Below are 18036 nucleotides of genomic sequence, written 5' to 3'. Positions count from 1 at the left end.
CTTTGTTTTATAGGTGCTTTCTCCGAAGCGCCAAGATCGCACTGCAACCGTTGTTGCTGCATTGCATAAGTATAGAACGATTACACATCGTCACAATCTAGAAATACTTCATGTGCCTAACGAAAGAGCACACCTGGGCAGGAAAGGTACACTGTCCATAAGTCGCCTCCCATCGTTGCAGCGCATCATCCTTGTGACGCACCGCCCGTATTGATTGTTCCCGCTCAGGCCGATACGGCTACGCGAGCCGAAGCGCGGACGAACGATGTCGACTGAGAAATCCCCACCATCGCTCGCTGCTCATTCCTGGCTGCGCCGATTCGTCAACGTCGAACCCGGCGAGATCACAGCGCTCGTCGCGTCCTTCGCCATGTTTTTCGCATTGCTCTCCGCGTATTACATCGTGCGGCCTGTGCGCGATGAAATTGGCGTGGCGCTGGGGAAAGACGCGCTGCATCAGCTTTTCACAGTGGTCTTCTTCGTGATGCTTCTGCTGGTGCCGCTCTTTGGCTTCGTCGCGACGCGTTTTCCTCGCCGCTATGTGCTGCCGTCGATCTACGCTTTCTTCGCCTTGAACCTTGTCGCGTTCTGGTTCGTGATGAAGGCCGCTCCCGAAAATCGCGCGACGCTGGCGACGTTCTTCATCTGGGGAAGCGTTTTCAATCTCTTCGTCGTATCGCTGTTCTGGAGCTTGATGTCCGAGCTCTGGTCGCATGACGCGGCGAAGCGGCTCTATGGCTTCATTTCCGCAGGCGGCACAGCCGGCGCCCTTGCCGGACCGCTACTGACGCAAGGCCTCGTCCGCATCTTTGCGCCAGTCGATCTGATGCTCGTCTCGGCGGCACTGTTGATTGCCGCGATGAGCGCGAGCTTGCTTTTGCGCCGTATCAAACCACCGGAAGCAATCGATGCCGAAACCGAGCCTGGCGGCGGCGGCATTCTCGATGGCGCCATCAAGGTTTTCACGACGCCGTTGTTCGCGCGCATCGCGCTTTTTATCTTCATCGCGAACGTGATCGGCACGTTCTTCTATCTTGAGCAGGCGCGCCTCGTCGCGACATCGATCGACGGCAGCGCCAATCGCGTGTTGTTCTTCTCTGGCCGCGATCTTGTTGTCAGCATCGCGACGCTGCTGATCGAGGTCTTCGGCACGGCGCGCATTCTAAAGCGTTTCGGCGTGACGGTCGCTTTGCTCGCCCTGCCGGTCACAGGCGCGCTCGGCACGTTTTTGCTTACGTTTGATCCAGCGCTCGGCATTGTCGCCACCGTGATGGTCGCCGAACGCATCGCCGCATTTTCGCTCGCCAATCCCGCGATCAAGATCATCTACACGCTCGCGACGCCGGACGAGAAATACAAGGTGCAGAACTTCATCGACACCGTCGTATTCCGCGGCGGCGACGCGACATCCGGATGGCTTTATTCCCTTCTGGGCGGAGGCCTGGGATTTGCGGCAAGCGCGACGGGTGCCGTCGCCGTTCCGCTTGTCGTCGCTTGGGCCTGGATCGCGCAGCAGCTCGGCGCTGATCATCGGCGTCGTGCCGCGGAATTCGAAGATCGCGCTTAGGCGGCGTGAAGCGGTCGGAACATAAAACGCATCGTGACGTCAGGAGGCGGGATTGGGTGCGCCAATCACCGTCCGCCTCGGCGCTGCGGTCCGCTGCCACCCGTGCGCGGTGGGCCTTCGCCTGCCGGACGTCCATCCTTGTGACGGAAGTTGATGCGTCCCTTGGTTAAATCGTAAGGCGTCATCTCGACGGTCACGCGGTCGCCCGCGAGAATGCGGATGCGGTTCTTCTTCATGCGGCCGGATGTGTAGGCGATCACTTCATGCCCATTGTCGAGTTTCACGCGGCAGCGGGCATCTGGCAGAACTTCATCCACCACACCCTCGAACTCGAGCATTTCTTCTTTCGCCATTCGATCTCCGAACGTTGTTTGACTACCAAATAAGAAAAGCGGGGAGCAGACGATCTGCTCCCCGCAAGAGTGGAAGTGGTTTCGAAAACCTTAGAGCGGACGAAGGTTTATGGCAGCGATCTTGCCATTACGTCCACGTTCGGTTTCGAAGTAGATCTTCTGGCCTTCGCGAAGCGACTGAAGACCTGCGCGTTCAACAGCCGAAATGTGGACGAACACGTCGGTGCCACCTTCTTCCGGCTGAATAAAACCATAGCCCTTCTGACCATTGAACCACTTCACCGTCCCGTTCGACATCAATTGCCTCCAAAGCAAACATGAATTCTCCGGCATAATAGCCGGAGGCTAATCAAATCGCGCGATGGAGACGTCTTAGGGCAGGCGGTAGCGCTGTCGAAGAGTGAGCCAAGGCGTGTTCGATGGCGATCTATATGCCTTGCTCCAGTGAGAAAGGCAAGATCGTCGCAGGCTCTCTGAAGTCCGCGTCGACCGGCCGGATCGCCTTGAAATGCAGGCTGTTTCCGATCCCTTCCGCTAACCATTTACGACGTCCGGATGGGTAATGGAAGGCGGGAATTGACAGTCCCGCCTTCGGCCTTCAAGTGCGCCCGCTTGCAGCGTTGAGCGCAACGAAGCGCGGGCCGACATCGACGTGGATGTGATCCATGTCCCGGTAGGTCATGATGCCTCCTATGCGATCGTTCGCGATCAGCCAGCGGACCACTTCGGCTTTCCGGCCCGGAACGCGGAAGTCGATCGCTTGACCCGAGGCATGTTTCGAAGGTGTTCTTGTGCCGGCGATCCTGGCACCTGGACGACAGGTCGAGACGATCTCGAGGTTGCCGAATTGCGAGCGGATCCGCCCGAGGAGGTTGCGAGCCGCAGATGTTAGACACGCAGTCGATGTACCTGACAGGCCCGAAATATTGCGGCTGGTCATCGCCCGATCTTTGTACCGGTAGCCGTCGTCGGTGTACGTTCTGGCATCCGCGACACCCGCTGTCGTTCCGGCAAGTACAAGAGAAAGCACAGCAATCGTTCCCTTACGCATGGGAATTCCTCGTTTTGTTCAATGATGAAAAAGGCCCGACCGAATCCTGTCCGCTCCGTTTGGAAGCGGCTGCTGGCGAGCTGAAAGCTCGAACAGTCAAGCGATTGGATGAAAAGGGGAACCGCGAGCGCCAGCCCCCCGACGCGCCGCCTCAATTCAAAATCTCATCCGAGATTATGGGTGCCCATCCTGTGGATAACCGGCACCGTCGAGCGGCGCGCTCTGAAAGCAGGATGGGATGGGCAAAAATGAGGCCGGTCATCTCAAGCGGAGCAGAACCGTTGCTCCATGCGGACAACCTCCACCGGAAATCTGTATTTCGAGCACCGGGCAATGGATTCGCTTCGCTAAGCGGAGTAGCAAGAAAGTAGCGGGGCTCGTCGCGAAAAATAGGGGACATCGGGAAGGGGACACGACCATGAATGCCTTGAAGAGTCTTATCTTGGGCTTTCTCGCCGGGGTAATCGCAGCGGCAACGGTGCAAGAGGCGATCAGTTGGCTCTTCGTCCATTATTGGACCGGCTGGGACGCCGAGCCTTGGAGTCTTCGTCCGATGCCGAGCCTGCTGATGCCACAGCTTGTGCTGCCGTGGCTGGTTGGGAGCGCCATCACCGCCGGGCTTTGGGGCGCGCTTTTCGGCCTCATCCTCGGATGGAAGCCGATCGGCATGATGACGATCCGCGGCGCCATTCTCGGACTGTTTGGACCGGGACTCATCGGCGCTTTCATCGTTGTTCCCCATCTGGCGCATCTGCCGTCGCCCTTGCTTCAGGCCAACGTCAGCGAGATCGTCCCGATCCTTTGCATATCGGCCGGCTTTGGGGCGGTGACGGCGTGGCTCTATGGCCTCTTTAGCTGGGGACGTACTCCCTAACATTCTCTGTGCCGCGTCTGGTGTTCGGCGTTGCCAGCGCCTACCTGAGTCGTGAGGTGACGGTCCCCGGTCCCGGTCGGCCGTGCCGCTGAAGCTTCTCGGAAAGGTCGGAATGCGCCGTTCGTTTATCGCTCTGATTGTAGCGCTTTCAGCGTTTTCCGTTTGCGCCCCGGTCTTGGCGGATCAACTGCCGCCCGCCAAAATCAAGCATTCCTGGAGAAAACCGCAGCCGCGGGTCGAACGCGATTGCACGCCCATCAACGGCCGCTTCGGCTACTACGGCAACCCCTGGTGCGATACCGGCTCCTCGCGCCCGCCCGACATCGACTTTCGCGAGCGCCACCAAAAAAACAGAGGGTGACCGCGCCTAGGCTTTAGCCTTCCCGGCGGCTCGTGCCTTCAGGCGCTCAAGAAGCCACACGCGTACTGCGCTCGATAAGCCCGCTGCACCACGCGTTTTGTCGATGGTGTTGATCAGCCCCGCGAGTGTCACACCGTCTTCGGCGGCGGCGTCTTTGAGTTCGAGCCAAAACGCGGTTTCGAGCGAAACGGACGTACGATGCCCCTGGATCGAGAACGAACGCTTCTCAGGCCTCATTACGAGGCGTTGCTGGGATCGATGTCGTCGACATCATCCGTGGCTGCTGGAGCTTTATCGTCTCGCCGGGCGCCGTCAAGTTCGCCTTGCGACTTGCGGTGTTGGGTGTCGGCAAGGCTGCGCTCGGACTTCGATTGTCCGTACTTAAGCCGGTTCTCGTGCGCTTCGCGTTCGCGATCGGCGCGCTCGCGGGCTTTACGAACCTTATTGAGATTGATGATCTCGGCGGTCATAAAATGCTCTCCGCAAAGGATGCAAATCGCATCCTGCTTTCTGCCATTTTAGGAGCACCTACACAAACCCGTCAAACATCGTAGTGCATTTTATTCGGCCGAGTGCCGTTCGGTCGCAACGCTTCGTGCTTCAGCGTTGGTTCACAGAGGCCTCCTGCGCACGGCCTCGACCGCGCGCAGAGTGGCGCATTCGAAGATCTTATTCGGGTCCGATCATCTTCTCGGGGCGCACGATCTCGTCGAACTCTTTGTCCGTCACGTAACCGCCGCCGACGGCTTCTTCGCGCAGCGTCGTCCCCTTTTTGTGTGCCGTTTTCGCGATTTTCGCAGCGTTGTCATAGCCGATCTTCGGAGCGAGCGCCGTCACAAGCATTAACGAACGCTCGAGTCCCGCCTTGATGTTGTCTTCCCGCGGCTCAATGCCGGCGACACAGTTGTCGGCGAACGATACGGCCGCGTCGCTCATCAAGCGAACCGACTGCAGGAAGTTGTAGGCCATGACCGGATTGTAGACATTGAGTTCGAAATGACCCTGGCTGCCGGCGAATGAGATCGCGGCATTGTTGCCGAAGATCTGGATGCAGACCTGCGTCAGCGCTTCGCACTGAGTCGGGTTAACCTTGCCCGGCATGATCGATGAGCCCGGCTCATTTTCCGGCAGCGAAAGTTCGCCGAGGCCCGAGCGTGGACCCGAACCGAGAAGCCGGATGTCGTTCGCGATCTTGAACAGCGATGCCGCGACCGTATTGATCGCGCCGTGCGAAAAGACCATGGCGTCGTGCGCGGCCAGCGCCTCGAACTTGTTCGGCGCCGTCTTGAAAGGCATCTGCGTGATCGCTGAGATCCGCTCCGCAACCATCTCCGCAAAGCCGACGGGTGCGTTGAGGCCGGTGCCCACCGCCGTGCCGCCCTGCGCCAGTTCCATGAGCTTCGGCAGCGTCTGCTCGATGCGCGCGATACCGTTTTCGACTTGGCACGCGTAGCCCGAAAATTCCTGGCCGAGCGTCAGCGGCGTCGCATCCTGCGTGTGCGTGCGGCCGATTTTGATGATGTTCGCCCAAGCCCGCGCTTTATCGTCCAGCAGGTTCCGCAGTTTCTGCAGCGCCGGAATCAGCCGGTTCACGACTTCCTCCGAGCACGCGATATGCATCGCCGTCGGATAGGTGTCATTCGACGACTGGCTCATATTGACGTGGTCGTTCGGATGCACCGGCTTCTTCGAACCCATCTCGCCGCCGAGCATCTCGATCGCGCGGTTCGAGATGACCTCGTTGGCGTTCATGTTCGATTGCGTGCCCGAGCCCGTCTGCCAGACGACGAGCGGGAAATGATCGTCGAGCTTACCCTCGATGACCTCCTGCGACGCCTTGACGATCGTGTCACCGATTTTGGCATCGAGCCTGCCGAGCGCCATGTTCGTCTCGGCCGCCGCTCGCTTGACGATGCCGAGCGCGCGCACAATCGCGGCCGGTTGCTTTTCCCAGCCGATCTTAAAATTGCCGAGACTGCGCTGGGCCTGAGCGCCCCAGTACCGGTCGGCCGCGACTTCGAGGGGGCCGAACGTATCGGTTTCTGTGCGCGTCTTGGTCATGGTGTCTTCGTCCCGTTGCTGGTTCGCGGATGCCTCCGAATTCGAGCTTCGTCGCGCATGGGACGCGCTTTGTCGAGCGGTTTTCGTAAACAAGCCCTGTCATCCCCGAGCGGCGAGCGCGCGAGGATGACGTGGTTGGTGGAGCGTCCGTCTCAATGCTTGATCAGGGATTCAAATCCTTGGTGCGGTCTTCGATGTCTTCGGTCCGCACGCGGTCGAGAGGAAAGCTCGTAACTTTCTTCGCATCGAAATTGAGTTTCTTGAGGTCGACGCTACGCATGCGACGGTCGTACATTGTCCAATAGTAATAGACCTTGTTCCGCATATCGCCGATGACCGACCATTGCGTGAAACCGAGATGATAGTCTTTCTCGGACTTGCCTTCACGCACAAGCCCCTTCGGAATATCGAAGTTGTTGAGCATCGTCGCCGCTGCGCTGACACCTTCCTTGGCGTCCTTCACCGGTTCCATCGTCTGCACGTAAGCGACCGCGCGGATAAACCGGGAAGGCGGCGTGAAATCTCCGGGCAAACCAAGCATTCCGCTGCCCGCACCGAACGGCGCGATGGAAACGCCGTTAATGCTGCGCGCTGGGGAATCTCCGAGCGGCTTGAGGTTCGCGTAATTGCGTAAGTTAAGAACGTGCCAGTCGTAGCTTGGAGCATTCGTCATGGCGCCGACTTTATTGTCGAAAATTGACAGGTTGCCCTTCGTATATTCGATAACGATCGACGCCCCGCTCCCGTCGGCGACGATGTAATGCATTGGCGTCGGTGCACCGAACTTCGCGAGGATCGCGGTGTTGAGGACGACACGGATCGTCGGCATGACGTGCCGCACATCTTCGACCGTTTTGAAGTTTCCGAGCAGGTAATTCGCGACGTCGACATTGCTGATCGTCTTGGCTGTCGTGTCGTCTGTCGGCTTTTGATATTCGGCAAAGCCCGGAAAATACAGCAAGCCGACGACAAGCCCTGCTTCGTTCATCCCGTCGGCCGCGAAGGGAAGTCCGTTGGCGTTGATGCCGACGTAGCCATACTTGGTCTTCCAAGTCATGCCGGTTTTGTCGACCGCCAGCTCTGACGAAAATTTGGTCCCCCGCGGTACCAGAACCATTTGCGAATGCAGGTCGGACGCGCCCCACTCCATCGTGCGCGCGTATATGCCAGCGCCGTCCTGCGCCTTGAAGACCATCGACGTGCAGGCGAAGCTCGGCGTCACGCCGGAACACGCGAGCGAAACGGCAAGACACGCCTCAAGCAACTTTCTCGCCGTCGAACGAAAATGCATAGGTCTTCCCCGTTTGCTTGCGTTGAGCATAATGCCGGAGAAGGTCTTTCATCGGAAAACGGCGCGGTCAATTATCGGCACCGTGACATTCCCCGATTATACAAGGAAATGTCGTTCCTCTACATGTTGCTTGCGGGCTCCAGCAATTGGAGACAGATGAAAATGCTCGAAGGATCCTGTCACTGCGGCGCCGTGCGCTGGACGTTCGCGGGCACGCCGCCGGATACCACCGCCTGTAATTGCACAGTCTGTCGCCGCTATGGTGCGCTCTGGTCCTACGACTATGAGGGCGAACGCATCCACGTCTCGGGCCAGACGAAAGCCTACGTTCGCGGCAAGGCAATCGGCTTTCATTTTTGTCCCGAGTGCGGGTGCGTCGCTTATTGGCGTTCACTCGGTATAGGCAAGGACGGTCGCCGCCGCATCGCCGTCAATCTTCGTCTTGCCGAGCTCGATGCCGTCGCCGCTATTCCCGTTGACCACTTCGACGGTCTCGTAACTTTCGACGATCTCCCGCGCGATGGCCGCTGCGTCCGCGATCTGTGGTTTTAGCTGGCGTGCGAGGGCCGATCAGCCGCGGCTCATCCACCGGTCCAAAGAGTAGCGCCCCGCGCCGGTAACGTAGAGCAGGAACAGGCCGCCCATGATGGCGACGTTTTTGTAAAAGTTGATTTCTGCATCGACGGCCGCCTGCCCGGTCATGTTCCAGAAGGCATGGCCGACGAGCCCCGTCGCAAGCGTATAGAATGCAAGCAAGACGGCGAGCGGCCGAGTCAAGAAACCGAAGACGATGGCTAGGCCGACGAAGAGTTCCATGACGACAGCGATGACCGTCGCGAGGAACGGGAACGGAAGGCCCATGCTGGCGAAATAGGCTTCCGTCGCACCAAACCCGACGAGCTTCGGCCAGCCGAATATAATGAAGAGAAGCGAGAGCAAAATGCGTGAGAGCAGAATGAGAGGGTCTCTCAGTTTCTCACAAGCAAAAATTTCATTCATGGCAGCATTCCAGCCTAATTCCATTGCAGCCGCATAGGACCACGGCCGTAGTGAAGACGTCAGTGCACCGCAGTTGGCCAAATGGGTCTGAAATAGCAAGAGCCGCGGCGCCAAAGGCGCAAAAAAGCGTGCCAAGGCGAAATGCGCGTTCCGCTGGCGGACGATCGGCGTCCGCCCGCTGCGCGCGTGTCACCGATTGCAAGACAAAGCCTATTTCTTCCGGAATTGATCCAGGCTCAGGATCTTAGCGCCTTCGGGCGGCTTCTCGGCCGCCGTCTCGTCAGCATCTTTGGGCTGATGCTCTCCGGCGCGCGTCGCGGGCTCCGGATTGGGCGGCAGCGAATGCGCCGACTCGACGGCCGCGAGAGCCGGTGCGCCGATCGTTGCGTCCTTGTCGGCAGCTCGGGACTTTCTGGGTGCCCGCGGCTTCTTCGCCTGCGTGCGCGGAGCGTCGGTTCCGGCATCGTCGTAGGTTGCGTCGGCATTGAGGATACGGGGAGCCGGCGGCGCATCGCGCTCAGCTGCCTCTTCGTCGAATTGCAGACCATAACGGACGCTCGGGTCGATGAAGACCTTGATCGCCGCGAACGGCACGACGAGGCGTTCCGGAATGCCGTCGAACGTCAGCTTCACTTCGAAGCGATCGTCCGAAATGATCAAGTCCCAGAAGCGGTGCTGCAGGACGATCGTCATCTCGGTGGGATATTTTTCCTTGAGACGCTTCGAAAGGATCACGCCTTGCGCCTGCGTAAGGAAGGAAATGTAAAAGTGATGCTCGCCGGGCAGCCCGGTCTTTACGATCTGTTGCAGAACGGCGCGCACGACTCCGCGCATCGCCTCCTGTTGCAGTTTCGCGTAATCTATGGACGGCTCCGATGCCATGCCTCAGCCTTCAATCCCACTCAAATTTCAACTGACCTCTGAGATCAGATTTGCCGTCCCGTCAAGTCCATGCCGCATGAAAGATGTAAGGTGGAGGGCTTCTGTTGCCCGGTGCCCTCCGGACCGCGCCTTACCCTGCTAGGAGTAAGGGCTTCAAGTTCAGGCTAATCGCACTGCATTACGCAGCGAGAGCAACCTCAGCATAGTTGTCATTGGCAACTATTCTGTATGACCCGATAACGGTGGTATCATGCCGGGCAAAAGCTAAATCCTTTACGCCTTCGTCGATCCTATTTCGCCCCCATAAGTCCTTGCCGGCGCCCTGCGACTCTCCGGAGAGCCGGCCGCAGGGCGCGGCAAAGATAATTTGGTGGAGGCGCCGGGTACCGCCCCCGGGTCCGATCGGCTTATTACGACCGCGTTTATCACCATAGCTGGCAGAGCCAGCCCTCCGAATATAAGGGGCATTTCTTACGAAACAAAGCATTTCGATAGCCGAGGCCCGCTTGTCCCGGAAATCCTGTTGCCGGTTGTCGACTGCCAGGAGGTGTTCGGGTGGCGATTGAGCGGTTCGCGGAGCTGCTAAATGGGGCATGACATCTCCCAACGCGGCCAATTTGCGGAGGCCGGATGCGCTGGGCGGCCAAAGTTTAATAACGAGGACTTTATAGAGTGAGCGTTTCGTCGCAAGATAAGGCTCCGGAGAGGGCACCGGATAAAACCCCCGTGGAAAACGGATTTCGTCCTTGGCAAGGCGTCTTCGCCACGGCGTTCGTGGCCATCGCGATCGTCGCTCTCGCAACCGGCGCCGGCTACGGCGCGGCCGCCGCGTTCGATGTCTGGAGCGGGATCCACGAGCCTCGCGCATTTGCCGCCGGCGAGATGGAATCCCTGCTCACCGCCAGGGTTGCGTCGTCTCTTTTTGCCTTCCAGCTCGTAACCATCACCTCGGTCCTGTTGGCCGACGCATACCGGCGGCGCACCACCGGAGCGAGCATCTTGAAGTTTTCGATGCCGCCCGGCGGCTTGAAGACCCTAGCGCTCTCCGTCCTGGCCCTGATCGCGCTGGCGACCTGCTTCGCCTCAATCGTCTTCGCCTTCAACCCCGACGCGCTTCGCCACGATCTCCAGCCTTTTTCCGAGATGATGACATCCCGGACCTGGTGGCTGATCCTCGTAGCGGCGGGCATCGGTGCACCGTTGGCTGAAGAGCTTTTGTTTCGAGGTCTGATTTTCGGGGCGTTGCGATCGTCGCCTCTGGGCTTCGCCGGGGCGACCGTCATCACGGCGGTATCGTGGGCGCTGCTCCACGCCAATTATTCCGTCTACGGCCTGGGCGCCATCACGCTCATCGGATTGTATCTCGCATGGCTGCGCGAGCGAACCGGTGGCCTGCTGACGCCGATCGTGTGTCATGGTGCCTACAATTCTTTGATCATACTGCTCATGGTCCAGGCGCAGGGCGGCTTAGTCGGCTCCGGCTGAATGGCGGCGTTGGGGACGATGCGGGGATGCGGCGGTTCTTGTCAGGGCATTCCGCACGCGCCACAATGCGCGTGGAACGCTGAAAATCCGGCGCGAGAGCGTTGCGGGGAATGGGAGAAAAGCATGACGGCGGATGATTTGGCGCGGCTTGTCGCAAAAGACCTTGCGCCGGAACTCGGCGCGGATATTCCGGCCAAGACCGAAGCTGCCATCAGCGGCGAGCAATCCCGCAGTTGGGGGGCGAACGTCAGTCAAGCCGTCGAGGTCGGCGCTTTCATCGTCCACACCGCGAGCCTCGCCTGGGACATCTACAAAGAATATCGCGATACCGCGAAAGTCCGCGAATTTGTCGTTGCCGACGCCAAGCCTCCCGCCGGCGTCAGCAAGGAAAAAGCCGAAATGATCGTCAACAGCGTCATCGAGAATTTGCCGAAGACCGAGAGCTGACGCGGGCCGGGCAAGAGCCGGATAGGATCGTCGAAATGGCGACTGCAACTTCGGATGGGCAGGAGACCGGCCGCCGCGTAGCGCTCGTGATCGGCAATGCCGATTACCGGCTCGGGCCACCGCTCGCCAATCCGAAGACGGATGCCGCCGCGATCGCGGAAGCCCTGAGGCGTCTCGATTTCGATCCGGTGCAGCAATATCTCGACCTCGACAAGCCCGGCCATGACAAAGCGTTAAAGCAATTCGCAGCGCTGTCGAAGAAGGCCGACATGGCCCTCGTCTATTATGCCGGTCATGGCATGGAACTCGACGGCGAGAACTATCTGTTGCCCGTCGACGCCGAGCTCGCGGACGTTTCGAGCCTCGCCTTCGAGACGACCCGCCTGTCCGACTTAATGCGCGCGGTCGATGGCGCCGACCGCTTCCGCTTCGTCATCCTCGACGCCTGCCGCGACAATCCCTTTCGCCGCCAGATGCAGGGTATCGAAGCAACCCGCTCGATGCTGTCGCGAGGCCTCGCCGCCCCGCCCGATTTCAGCGGCAACACGCTCGTCGCTTATGCCGCGCGCCACGGCACGCAGGCGAAGGACGGCAAAAAGGGCGCGAACAGTCCGTTCGCAGCGGCGCTGCTGAAGCATATCGAGACGCCCAATACCGACATTCGTCTCGTCATCGGCCGAATCCGCGATGATGTCCGCAGCGCGACCGACAGCGTTCAGGAGCCGGCGTTCTACGGCTCTATGGGCGGCACCGAAATTCAATTGAAGCACGTCGCGAGCATCCCGACGCCGGTCCCCGCTTCGGAGGAAGCGTCTGCTCTTCTGAAAGCGCTCGAAGAAGAACGCGATTGGGAAAAAGCTCAACGCGCGGATACCATCGCATCGTACGAAGCCTTCGACGCTCAGTGGCCTTCCGGCCGTTTCAACGAGGAAGCCCTCCGCAAAATCGACGAGATCAAGGAAGCGCGCGATTTCGAAACCGCGAAGAAGGAAAGGGGCATCGATGGCCTGGTGGCCTTTCTCGCTCGCTGGCCGGAGGGCGCACTCAAGGCAAACGCGGAGAAAATTTTAGGCGACCGCGGCGCGGATTTGGCCTGGGACACGAACGTCAAAGCCATGATGTCGGTGTCGGGGCTCGCCGATCAATTCTCGGCCGCGGTGCTTCGCAATTTTCTTGAATCGTTTCCGTCATCGAAACACGCGCCAGAAGTTAAGAAGCGGCTCGATGCGGTCGAGCAAGTGCATGAGAAGGAACTCGACAACACGCATTCGCGCGCCTGCTACGAGCGCTATCTCGGGAATTGGCCGAACGGCGCACGCCGCGAGTATGCCACGCGTCTCCTCGAAGGCGGCGGCGACGACCGTCTTTGGATCGAAGTGCAGAAGCAGAGAACGGTTTCTGTTCTTGAGCGCTACATAAATGAATGGCCGAGCGGCCGCCACGCCAAGGAAGCGGCAACGCTCCTGCCGAAATGGAAGGGCACCGAACGCATCAAAGAATGGTCCCTTGCCGGTGTCGGCCTGACGATTCTTGGAGCGATTGCTGTAGCGGTTATTCTGTTCGTGATTGGCACCGCGACATTTGCCTACAACAACTACGGCAACCTTGGCGCGTTGGTGGACGGGGGCCGTCAATGGCTCGCGGATTTGATCAAACCGGCGTCCGATAAGCCGAAGTTTCAGCTCCAGCCGGCGGATTTCAAAGGCCTTACCAAAAATAACCTGCCCCCCGCGACTCTGAACAATCCGTTCAGTCCAACCGGCTCGCATCTTGGCCTTGGCTCTTCGGAGGATCTCATCCCCTCGACGTCGCCACCCTCCAAGATCAACAAATTCGATCCAAAAATCCTGGACGAGGTCAAAAAGTTAGGGGGGTGGAAGGCTCCTGCCTCTGGCTGGACGTTGGGCGAAAAGCCCGCGTCGTCTGATCTTTACAACTTTAACGGCTCAACGCTAAATCCGCCGCCGAGCAATTCAAACGCCGTAACGCCTCCGCCGAGCGGCAATCCGTAACCGCTGCGATAGGACAACGTCCGCGAGCAGCCTCCGTTTACGAATCGCGCTAAGTCAAAACCATGCAGCAATATCTCGAACTTCTGCGCCGAGTGCGCGACCACGGCACGAAAAAGACCGACCGCACCGGCACGGGGACGCTGTCCGTCTTCGGCCATCAGATGCGCTTTGACCTCAGCGACGGCTTTCCGCTGGTCACGACCAAGAAGCTGCATGTGAAGTCGATCATCGTCGAATTGCTCTGGTTCCTCGCGGGTGCGACGAACACCCAGTATCTGAAAGAGCATGGCGTCAGCATCTGGGACGATTGGGCCGACGCGGAAGGCAATTTAGGGCCCGTCTACGGCAAGCAGTGGCGCAGTTGGGAAGCCGCCGACGGCACGACCATCGACCAGATCGCAAACGCTGTCTCCGATCTGAAGCGCAATCCGGATTCCCGCCGCATCATCGTCACGGCGTGGAACCCCGGCGACCTGTCCAAGATGGCGCTGGCGCCGTGCCATTGTCTCTTTCAGTTTTACGTCGCTGACGGCAAGCTTTCCTGTCAGCTCTATCAGCGTTCCGCCGACATCTTCCTGGGTGTTCCGTTCAACATCGCGAGCTACGCATTGCTGACGATGATGATGGCGCAAGTGACAGGGCTGAAACCCGGTGAGTTCGTGCACACGTTCGGCGACGCCCATCTCTATCTCAATCATCTGGAACAGGCGGACCTGCAGTTGCCGCGGACGCCGCGCGCGCTGCCCGCGATGAAGATTAACCCCGACGTCGCCTCGATCTTTGATTTCAAATACGAAGACTTCGAGCTTGCGGGCTACGATCCTCTGCCGCACATCAAAGCCCCGGTCGCGGTTTAGTGTGTGCTTGACGTTTCAATTCGATCGCCCTGCGTATTGGCTTTCGTCATAACCGCCTGGATCTCTTCCGATCCCTTCAATGGGACAACGCGCGTTACGCGATCGTGTTCGTCGTAAGTCACCTCTGCGCTGAGTTGTGACCCCTTAAAGTAACCTTCTGTGGGTGTTCCGACCGCTTCCCACAAACCAAGGGTGGCAATATCCGCGGCTCCATGCAGAACGGCGCGCCCAGCTTTTGCGCCGCCGCTGTATCCCTGTGTGAAACTGAAAATGTCGGTGCGAACGCCTTTATCAACCTGGGTGCTCACGGGCGGTCCCAACTCGGCAATTAAATTAGCTCGCGGTTGGCCCGCCGAAAGGACCGTAAGGTCCTTCGCATCCGGCTGATGCGCCGCCATATAAACTGCGCAGCCGCTAGCGATCACGCCGCTTGACACACATACGATCATTGCCGCGATCGTGCGGGATCTCCCCAATCGCATTTCCCCACCCCAAGTTTTCCCCTATTTGAGGCAAAGGCTAGAACGCGCTTCGTAGAATGAGCAAGTTGCCGAAAAGAGCATTTCAACCGAATTCGCTCTCGGCTGACGATTTCAGATCGTTTGCCTTGCACGCCCGCCGTTGCTATGCGGTCGTCGATGAATGACACAGTCGTATCCCTGATCGTCGCCGTATCGGAAAATGGCGTCATCGGCCGGGCCGGTGGCCTGCCGTGGCACCTGTCGTCGGACCTCAAGACCTTTCGCCGGTTGACGATGGACAAGCCCATCATCATGGGCCGCAAGACGTTCCAATCCATTGGTAAGGCGCTCGACGGGCGCGATAATATCGTCGTCACGCGCGATCCCGCGTTCGAAGCTCCGGGCGTCTCGACCTGCGATACCGTCACCGACGCGCTGACGCTCGGCCGCGTTCTCGCGAAAACGCGGGGCGCCGACGAGATCATGGTTATCGGCGGCGCCGAGGTTTACGCTGCCGCCTTCCCCGTTGCAGATCGAATTTATCTGACCCGTGTTCACGCCGAAATCGAAGGCGACCGGCATTTTTCACACCTCGACGCCACCGAATGGCGCGAGACAAACCGCGAACCGCTGCCCCAAGGCCCGCGTGACGACCACGCGTCGACCCTTTTCGTTTACGATCGTCAAAAGCAGAGCGCCTGAAATGGGCAATCGCCCTTGAAGCCGCGTCCGGCCGCCCCTAATTGCGGTTAGCCAAACGAACGGGAATTTGCGATCAATCGGGCCCTGCCCTATAAGCTCCGCAAAATCTGGTTTTATCTACGTTGCTCAGGCCGTTGCAGTGCATGTTTTACATCCGGCGTCAGCTTGGCGCCAACATCACGGCGGGCCGAGGGGGCACGATCTCGATTTTCAACTCAAATTCAAAAGAGGCCCTGGTTTATGCCCTGGAGTAGTCAAGGCGGTAGTGGCGGCAGCAGCGGCGGGGGAAACGGCGGCCGCAAGGGCGGCGGCGGCCCGTGGGGCCAGGGGCCTTGGGGCCCGCAGGGCGGCGGTGGCGGCGGCAAGGAGCCGCCCGATCTCGATGAAATTCTGCGTCGCGGCCAGGATCGTATGCGCCAAGTGATGCGCGGCGGCGGTGGCGGCAACGGCGGTGGCGGCGGCATCGGTGGCGGCGTCCCGAAACCATTCCTGTTTCTGATCGCGATGCTTATTCTGGCGGGCGGCGTGTTCTACGGCTTCTTCTACCGCGTCAACCCGGACGAGCAGGGCATCGTCTTGCGCTTCGGCAAGTTCGAGCGCTGGGACCCGCCGGGCCTGCACTGGCGTCTGCCTTATCCGATCGAAGAAGTTCGGCTGCCGAAAGTTACGCAGCAGCGGACGATCGAGGTCGGTTCCGGCCGCAGCATTTCCGGTAGCCGCGACAGCGGCCTGATGCTGACCGGCGACGGCAGCGTCGTCGATGTTCGCTTCGTCGTCTTCTGGCGCATCAGCCCGAATTCCGATCCGGCGACGAGCGACACCGGCGTCAAGCAGTTCCTGTTCAACATCGCGCAACCGGAAACGACCGTTCGCGAAGTGGCCGAAAGCGCGATGCGTGAGGTCGTAGGTCAGTCCAGTCTGCAGCCGTTGCTGACAGGCGGCCGTCAGCAGACGCAGGAAAGCGTGCAGAAGCTGATGCAGAAGACGCTCGACTATTACGGCGCCGGCATCAAGATCGACCAGGTCCAGTTGAAGGAAGTTGATCCGCCTGACGAAGTCATCCGCTCGTTCCGCGAGGTTGCGGCAGCGGCTCAGGAAAAGGAAACCCTTATCAAGCAGGCGCAGACCTACGCCGATCAGGTGACGCCGCGCGCACACGGCGACGCCGACCGTATCGTTGCCGCCGCCGAAGGCTATCGCGATCAGACGGTCGCGGAAGCAACCGGTCAGGCCGCGCGCTTTCTCAAGGTTTACGAGGAATACAAGAAGGCGCCTGACGTAACGCGCGAACGGCTCTTTCTCGAAATGCAGGAGCGTGTGCTGACAGGCGCCGACAAGATCATCATCGATCAGAAGAGCAACGGCCAGGGCGTCGTCCCGTTCCTGCCGCTTGAGCAACTCCAGAAGCGCCCTGCTGATCAGCCGACCACCACCGACACGGATGGAGCGAAATAGACATGCGCGCGTTCTTCGCTTTTATTCTGGCCGTTCTCGGCCTCGCCGTGGTGGCGCTCTACTCGTCCGCCTTCATCGTCCATCAGAACGAGCAGGCGCTCGTGCTTCGCTTCGGCCGGGCGCTCCCGGCGATCACGACGCCGGGCCTCAAATGGAAGATGCCGTTCATCGACACCGTCGAAAAGTTCGATAAGCGCATCCTCGATCTCGACACGACCGAGCAGGAAGTGACGGCGTCCGATCAGCAGCGCCTCATCGTCGATGCTTACGCGCGCTATCGCATCATCGACTTGCTGAAATTTTATCAGAACGTCCGCTACGAAGACCGCGTCCGCGAGGTCGTCGGTCCGCTGATCGAATCTGAGATCCGCCGCGTTCTCGGTTCTGCCACCTTGCAAGAGGTCGTAAAGGACAAACGCGAAAGCCTCATGAAGCAGATCGCGGCGCAGGTGAACTCGGAAGGCCGCGAATATGGTCTCGAGGTCGTCGACGTTCGCATCAAGCGCGCCGACCTTCCGCAGGAAAACCTGGTGAAGGTCTACGACCGGATGAGGGCCGACCGTGTCCGCGAGGCGACCGAGCTCAGGGCGCAAGGCGAAGCCGAAAGCAATCGCGTTCGCGCCAACGCCGACAAGGCCGTCACGATCATCAAGGCGACCGCGACCCAGAAATCGGACGAACTCCGCGGTGACGGCGAGGCCGAACGCAGCCGCATCTTCGCCGATGCCTTCGGCCAAGACCCGGACTTCTTCCGCTTCTATCGGTCGATGCAGGCCTATACGGCCGCGCTGAAGCCGGAAGACACCCGCATGCTGCTGTCGCCCAACAGCGAATTCTTCCGCTACTTTGAAGACCCTAACGGCAAAGCCCCAGTCGCGGCCGCTCCTGCGCCGCAACGATGAACGACCTCCTGGCCGGACTGGGTATCGCCCTCGTCGTGGAGGGGTTCCTATGGGCCGCCGCGCCGCAAATGGCGCGGCGAGCCGTTGAAGAGATTGCGACTTTTAGCACCGGCCGCATCCAGAGCTGCGCCTTGGCCGCAGTGGCGGTTGGCGTATTTGTCGTCTGGCTCGCCCGGGGATAAGTCGGAACAGCAACTTATTCCCGTGGCTCGGCGGTATGCTACCTTGCCATGTTCACGCTTTGATATTGGGCGAGCTAGCATATCCTGCGGACAT

The 18036-nt window shown here is 59.8% G+C and carries 22 protein-coding genes and 1 other RNA gene; 12 read left to right on the top strand and 11 right to left on the bottom strand.

The window, feature by feature from the left end; translation table 11 throughout:
* Positions 1-265 precede the first annotated feature (265 nt).
* Positions 266-1567: an NTP/NDP exchange transporter gene (locus tag WC811_RS09105; RefSeq protein ID WP_372643316.1), complete on the top strand. Its 1302-nt coding sequence runs from the start codon at positions 266-268 to the stop codon at positions 1565-1567.
* Positions 1568-1632: 65 nt separating this feature from the next.
* Here the strand turns inward: WC811_RS09105 and infA are convergent, their stop codons facing one another.
* The 3 genes from infA to WC811_RS09090 form a co-directional block, all read right to left on the bottom strand.
* Positions 1633-1920, bottom strand: coding sequence for a translation initiation factor IF-1 (infA, locus tag WC811_RS09100; RefSeq protein WP_372643313.1), 288 nt, complete (start codon positions 1918-1920; stop codon positions 1633-1635).
* 90 nt (positions 1921-2010) lie between these two features.
* Positions 2011-2217, bottom strand: a complete 207-nt coding sequence (locus tag WC811_RS09095) for a cold-shock protein (protein ID WP_372643311.1) — start codon at positions 2215-2217, stop codon at positions 2011-2013.
* Between the two features lie 301 nt (positions 2218-2518).
* Positions 2519-2971, bottom strand: a complete 453-nt coding sequence (locus tag WC811_RS09090) for a YcbK family protein (RefSeq protein ID WP_372643308.1) — start codon at positions 2969-2971, stop codon at positions 2519-2521.
* Positions 2972-3389: 418 nt separating this feature from the next.
* Here WC811_RS09090 and WC811_RS09085 point away from each other — a divergent pair, with 418 nt between their 5' ends.
* On the top strand, positions 3390-3845 hold the full coding sequence (locus tag WC811_RS09085; RefSeq protein WP_372643305.1) for a hypothetical protein: 456 nt from the start codon (positions 3390-3392) through the stop codon (positions 3843-3845).
* A gap of 112 nt (positions 3846-3957) precedes the next feature.
* A complete protein-coding gene (locus WC811_RS09080) occupies positions 3958-4206 on the top strand; it encodes a hypothetical protein (RefSeq protein WP_372643303.1) in 249 nt (82 codons plus the stop codon).
* A gap of 6 nt (positions 4207-4212) precedes the next feature.
* On the opposite strand, the gene WC811_RS09075 is transcribed toward WC811_RS09080, so the two are convergent.
* The 4 genes from WC811_RS09075 to WC811_RS09060 form a co-directional block, all read right to left on the bottom strand.
* On the bottom strand, positions 4213-4443 hold the full coding sequence (locus WC811_RS09075; RefSeq protein WP_372643300.1) for a ribbon-helix-helix domain-containing protein: 231 nt from the start codon (positions 4441-4443) through the stop codon (positions 4213-4215).
* A complete protein-coding gene (locus WC811_RS09070) occupies positions 4443-4676 on the bottom strand; it encodes a DUF4169 family protein (protein WP_372643298.1) in 234 nt (77 codons plus the stop codon). The genes WC811_RS09075 and WC811_RS09070 overlap by 1 nt, the downstream gene beginning before the upstream one ends.
* Positions 4677-4875: 199 nt before the next feature.
* Positions 4876-6267, bottom strand: a complete 1392-nt coding sequence (gene fumC / locus WC811_RS09065; RefSeq protein ID WP_372643297.1) for a class II fumarate hydratase — start codon at positions 6265-6267, stop codon at positions 4876-4878.
* Between the two features lie 163 nt (positions 6268-6430).
* The gene (locus WC811_RS09060) at positions 6431-7558 is read right to left on the bottom strand and encodes a linear amide C-N hydrolase (RefSeq protein WP_372643294.1); all 1128 of its coding nucleotides are present in this window, start codon (positions 7556-7558) and stop codon (positions 6431-6433) included.
* Positions 7559-7720: 162 nt separating this feature from the next.
* On the opposite strand from WC811_RS09060, the gene WC811_RS09055 reads away from it, so the two are divergent.
* A complete protein-coding gene (locus WC811_RS09055; RefSeq protein WP_372643292.1) occupies positions 7721-8110 on the top strand; it encodes a GFA family protein in 390 nt (129 codons plus the stop codon).
* A gap of 18 nt (positions 8111-8128) precedes the next feature.
* On the opposite strand, the gene WC811_RS09050 is transcribed toward WC811_RS09055, so the two are convergent.
* The 3 genes from WC811_RS09050 to ssrA form a co-directional block, all read right to left on the bottom strand.
* The gene (locus WC811_RS09050) at positions 8129-8557 is read right to left on the bottom strand and encodes a DoxX family protein (protein WP_372643290.1); all 429 of its coding nucleotides are present in this window, start codon (positions 8555-8557) and stop codon (positions 8129-8131) included.
* A gap of 210 nt (positions 8558-8767) precedes the next feature.
* On the bottom strand, positions 8768-9439 hold the full coding sequence (locus WC811_RS09045) for an SspB family protein (RefSeq protein ID WP_372643288.1): 672 nt from the start codon (positions 9437-9439) through the stop codon (positions 8768-8770).
* An 89-nt stretch (positions 9440-9528) separates the two neighbouring features.
* Positions 9529-9926: a transfer-messenger RNA gene (gene ssrA / locus WC811_RS09040) on the bottom strand.
* 239 nt (positions 9927-10165) lie between these two features.
* On the opposite strand from ssrA, the gene WC811_RS09035 reads away from it, so the two are divergent.
* From WC811_RS09035 to WC811_RS09020, 4 genes are all read left to right on the top strand, one after another.
* Positions 10166-10924 (top strand): lysostaphin resistance A-like protein, encoded by a 759-nt coding sequence (locus tag WC811_RS09035; RefSeq protein ID WP_372643285.1) that lies wholly within the window; start codon positions 10166-10168, stop codon positions 10922-10924.
* Between the two features lie 123 nt (positions 10925-11047).
* Positions 11048-11371, top strand: coding sequence for a hypothetical protein (locus tag WC811_RS09030; RefSeq protein ID WP_372643283.1), 324 nt, complete (start codon positions 11048-11050; stop codon positions 11369-11371).
* 35 nt (positions 11372-11406) lie between these two features.
* Entirely contained in the window at positions 11407-13383 is a 1977-nt protein-coding gene (locus tag WC811_RS09025; protein WP_372643280.1) for a caspase domain-containing protein, read from the top strand.
* Between the two features lie 62 nt (positions 13384-13445).
* Positions 13446-14240, top strand: coding sequence for a thymidylate synthase (locus WC811_RS09020; RefSeq protein WP_372643278.1), 795 nt, complete (start codon positions 13446-13448; stop codon positions 14238-14240).
* Here the strand turns inward: WC811_RS09020 and WC811_RS09015 are convergent.
* Positions 14237-14638: a hypothetical protein gene (locus WC811_RS09015; protein ID WP_372643276.1), complete on the bottom strand. Its 402-nt coding sequence runs from the start codon at positions 14636-14638 to the stop codon at positions 14237-14239. The two genes, WC811_RS09020 and WC811_RS09015, sit on opposite strands and share 4 nt — an antisense overlap.
* A 240-nt stretch (positions 14639-14878) precedes the next feature.
* On the opposite strand from WC811_RS09015, the gene WC811_RS09010 reads away from it, so the two are divergent.
* From WC811_RS09010 to WC811_RS08995, 4 genes are all read left to right on the top strand, one after another.
* Entirely contained in the window at positions 14879-15403 is a 525-nt protein-coding gene (locus WC811_RS09010; RefSeq protein ID WP_372643273.1) for a dihydrofolate reductase, read from the top strand.
* 240 nt (positions 15404-15643) lie between these two features.
* Complete coding sequence (gene hflK, locus WC811_RS09005; RefSeq protein WP_372643271.1) at positions 15644-16858, top strand: FtsH protease activity modulator HflK; 1215 nt, start codon at positions 15644-15646, stop codon at positions 16856-16858.
* 2 nt (positions 16859-16860) lie between these two features.
* Positions 16861-17760, top strand: coding sequence for a protease modulator HflC (gene hflC / locus WC811_RS09000; RefSeq protein ID WP_372643269.1), 900 nt, complete (start codon positions 16861-16863; stop codon positions 17758-17760).
* A complete protein-coding gene (locus WC811_RS08995) occupies positions 17757-17942 on the top strand; it encodes a DUF2065 domain-containing protein (protein WP_372643266.1) in 186 nt (61 codons plus the stop codon). The genes hflC and WC811_RS08995 overlap by 4 nt, the downstream gene beginning before the upstream one ends.
* The last annotated feature ends 94 nt before the right edge of the window (positions 17943-18036 follow it).

The organism is Hyphomicrobium sp., assembly GCF_041659645.1.
Taxonomy (GTDB): Bacteria; Pseudomonadota; Alphaproteobacteria; order Rhizobiales; family Hyphomicrobiaceae; genus Hyphomicrobium_B.
Note: the sequence above shows the minus strand (reverse complement) of the source record. Positions and strands in the feature narration are given on the sequence as shown.

Excerpts from the sequence above, each read along its gene's own strand:
- WC811_RS09010 (WP_372643273.1), top strand. The coding sequence starts at position 14,879 with ATGAATGACACAGTCGTATCCCTGATCGTCGCCGTATCGGAAAATGGC.
- WC811_RS09015 (WP_372643276.1), bottom strand. The coding sequence starts at position 14,638 with ATGGCGGCGCATCAGCCGGATGCGAAGGACCTTACGGTCCTTTCGGCG.
- WC811_RS09080 (WP_372643303.1), top strand. The coding sequence starts at position 3,958 with ATGCGCCGTTCGTTTATCGCTCTGATTGTAGCGCTTTCAGCGTTTTCC.
- WC811_RS09020 (WP_372643278.1), top strand. The coding sequence starts at position 13,446 with ATGCAGCAATATCTCGAACTTCTGCGCCGAGTGCGCGACCACGGCACG.
- WC811_RS09070 (WP_372643298.1), bottom strand. The coding sequence starts at position 4,676 with ATGACCGCCGAGATCATCAATCTCAATAAGGTTCGTAAAGCCCGCGAG.
- WC811_RS09060 (WP_372643294.1), bottom strand. The coding sequence starts at position 7,558 with ATGCATTTTCGTTCGACGGCGAGAAAGTTGCTTGAGGCGTGTCTTGCC.
- hflC (WP_372643269.1), top strand. The coding sequence starts at position 16,861 with ATGCGCGCGTTCTTCGCTTTTATTCTGGCCGTTCTCGGCCTCGCCGTG.
- WC811_RS09050 (WP_372643290.1), bottom strand. The coding sequence starts at position 8,557 with ATGAATGAAATTTTTGCTTGTGAGAAACTGAGAGACCCTCTCATTCTG.
- fumC (WP_372643297.1), bottom strand. The coding sequence starts at position 6,267 with ATGACCAAGACGCGCACAGAAACCGATACGTTCGGCCCCCTCGAAGTC.
- WC811_RS09090 (WP_372643308.1), bottom strand. The coding sequence starts at position 2,971 with ATGCGTAAGGGAACGATTGCTGTGCTTTCTCTTGTACTTGCCGGAACG.
- WC811_RS09105 (WP_372643316.1), top strand. The coding sequence starts at position 266 with ATGTCGACTGAGAAATCCCCACCATCGCTCGCTGCTCATTCCTGGCTG.
- WC811_RS09055 (WP_372643292.1), top strand. The coding sequence starts at position 7,721 with ATGCTCGAAGGATCCTGTCACTGCGGCGCCGTGCGCTGGACGTTCGCG.
- WC811_RS09025 (WP_372643280.1), top strand. The coding sequence starts at position 11,407 with ATGGCGACTGCAACTTCGGATGGGCAGGAGACCGGCCGCCGCGTAGCG.
- WC811_RS09030 (WP_372643283.1), top strand. The coding sequence starts at position 11,048 with ATGACGGCGGATGATTTGGCGCGGCTTGTCGCAAAAGACCTTGCGCCG.
- WC811_RS09085 (WP_372643305.1), top strand. The coding sequence starts at position 3,390 with ATGAATGCCTTGAAGAGTCTTATCTTGGGCTTTCTCGCCGGGGTAATC.
- hflK (WP_372643271.1), top strand. The coding sequence starts at position 15,644 with ATGCCCTGGAGTAGTCAAGGCGGTAGTGGCGGCAGCAGCGGCGGGGGA.
- infA (WP_372643313.1), bottom strand. The coding sequence starts at position 1,920 with ATGGCGAAAGAAGAAATGCTCGAGTTCGAGGGTGTGGTGGATGAAGTT.
- WC811_RS08995 (WP_372643266.1), top strand. The coding sequence starts at position 17,757 with ATGAACGACCTCCTGGCCGGACTGGGTATCGCCCTCGTCGTGGAGGGG.
- WC811_RS09045 (WP_372643288.1), bottom strand. The coding sequence starts at position 9,439 with ATGGCATCGGAGCCGTCCATAGATTACGCGAAACTGCAACAGGAGGCG.
- WC811_RS09075 (WP_372643300.1), bottom strand. The coding sequence starts at position 4,443 with ATGAGGCCTGAGAAGCGTTCGTTCTCGATCCAGGGGCATCGTACGTCC.
- WC811_RS09095 (WP_372643311.1), bottom strand. The coding sequence starts at position 2,217 with ATGTCGAACGGGACGGTGAAGTGGTTCAATGGTCAGAAGGGCTATGGT.